The organism is Nocardiopsis salina YIM 90010, assembly GCF_000341025.1.
Lineage (GTDB): Bacteria > Actinomycetota > Actinomycetes > Streptosporangiales > Streptosporangiaceae > Nocardiopsis > Nocardiopsis salina.
This window is the reverse complement of record NZ_ANBF01000075.1, coordinates 1-1,880: the sequence shown is the minus strand read 5'-3', so window position 1 is coordinate 1,880 and position 1,880 is coordinate 1. Positions and strand designations below refer to the sequence as shown.

The 1,880-nt window shown below is 72.9% G+C and carries 2 protein-coding genes; both read left to right on the top strand.

What is annotated here, in order from left to right; translation table 11 throughout:
- The first annotated feature begins 239 nt into the window (after positions 1-239).
- A complete protein-coding gene (locus D474_RS0107545; protein ID WP_017612976.1) occupies positions 240-1,097 on the top strand; it encodes a helix-turn-helix transcriptional regulator in 858 nt (285 codons plus the stop codon).
- Positions 1,098-1,178: 81 nt separating this feature from the next.
- Positions 1,179-1,880 (top strand): AzlC family ABC transporter permease (locus D474_RS0107540; RefSeq protein WP_017612975.1); only part of this gene is annotated, 702 nt, incomplete at its 3' end.

The window sequence follows — 1,880 nt, the reverse complement described above, 5'->3', positions numbered from 1 at the left end:
CCCGACGACGAACACCACCCACCCCAACCACAAGCCGCCACCCACAGACCGCCAACCACAGGCCCCACCCCAACCGCGGCACAGGACCCCCCGACCCACCCCCTCGCCAGATCGGACTCGGAGCGAGGTACGGGAAGGCCCCGGGCCAGGACTACGGCCACGACGAACCAGCCCCCGAGACACTTCCACAGCACCCACAGGGCCCCAGCCCCAGGTGGTCCGCCTCCTACCCTGGGGGCATGGACCTGCCGCAGAACGCGTACCCCGAACTCGCCGAGCCGGGGCGCGAGCGTGCGCGATATTGGCGGTTTCCCGGCCTGCCCGGGACCGAACTGCTGACCGCGCGTTTCGTCACGACCGCGTTCACCCGGCACAGCCACGAGACCTACACCATCGGGGTCATCACCGACGGCGTGGAGGAGTGGTCGCACGCGCGCGGGCGTTCGCGGGTGGGTCCGGGTGGCCTGGCCGTGGTGGAACCGGGCGAGGTGCACACCGGTCATGCAGGGGTGCCCCAAGGGTGGGCCTACCGGGTCTTCTACCCGTCGGTCGACGTGGTCTCGGGGATCGCCCGTGAACTGGGTTTGCGGGGCACACCGGCGTTCACGGAATCGGGGATCCACGCGCCGGAGGTCGCCGGTCTGCTGGCCAGGGCGCACCTGGAGGCAGAGGCCGGGGACACCCTGGCTGCCTCGTCGCTGACCCGGCAGGGCATCGCGCTGCTGCTGAGCAAGCACGGGCGCGAGCGCACGCGCGAGAATCGGGCGCACCGTGCGCGGCCGGAGGCGGAGAGGGCCCGGCAGGAGTTGGTCTCGCGTCTGGTGGATCCACCCTCCCTGGAGGAACTGGCGGCGGGAGCGGGGATGTCGCCGTTCGCGCTGACGCGGGCGTTCCGGTCCGTGTACGGGCTGCCGCCGCACGCCTACCTGAACCAGACGCGCGTGGGCCGCGCGCGGGAGCTGCTGCGTGCGGGACGGCGGCCGGGCGAGGTGGCCGCGGAGGTGGGTTTCGCCGACCAGTCGCACCTGACACGGCACTTCCGCCGGCACCTGGGAGTTCCGCCGGCCGCCTACCGCCGCGACGTGGCCGGTCATTGACCATCCTGTCCGGGACACCGTGCAGAGGCGTGCAAGAACGTTCAAGACCGGCGTCGGGACGGAGACCTAGCTTCGGTTCCCATGACAGTCTTCTCCGTTCTGAGGACACCGGCCGTACGCGACAGCGTCGGGATCGGTGTGGCGGTGGGGGCGGCCGGGCTCGCGTTCGGCACCACCGCCGTGACCGCGGGCCTCTCCCCCGCTCAGGCCGTGTTCACGAGCCTGTTCGTCTTCACCGGGGCGTCCCAGTTCGCCCTGGTCGGGGTGGTCGCCGGGGGCGGCAGCCTCGTGGCGGGCGTCCTGGGTGCCCTGCTGCTGGGGGCGCGCAACACCCTGTACGGGCTGCGCCTGGCCGACGTGCTGGGGTGGCACGGGGCGCGCCGGGCGGTGGCCGCGCACGGGGTCATCGACGAGACCACGGCGGTGACCCTGGCCCAACCGGACCGCGTCTCGGCGCGCCAGGCCTTCACCACGAGTTACACGGTGCTGGGAACGTTCTGGGTGGCGACGACCCTGGTTGGGGCGGCCGCCACCGATCGGGTGCACGACATCGACGCGCTGGGACTGGACGTGGTCGGCCCGGCGGTGTTCCTGGGCCTGTTGTGGCCGCGTCTGCTGGAGGGCGGTGCACGCGCCTGGCTGGTGGCGGGGCTGGGCGCGGGTGCGGCGCTGGCGGCGACCCCGTTCCTGCCTCCGGGCGTTCCGGTGCTGCTGGCGGCCTGTGCGGCGTGTGTGGCACTGATCGGCCCCGCTGACTCCGGATCTCGGGTCCCGGTCGGGACG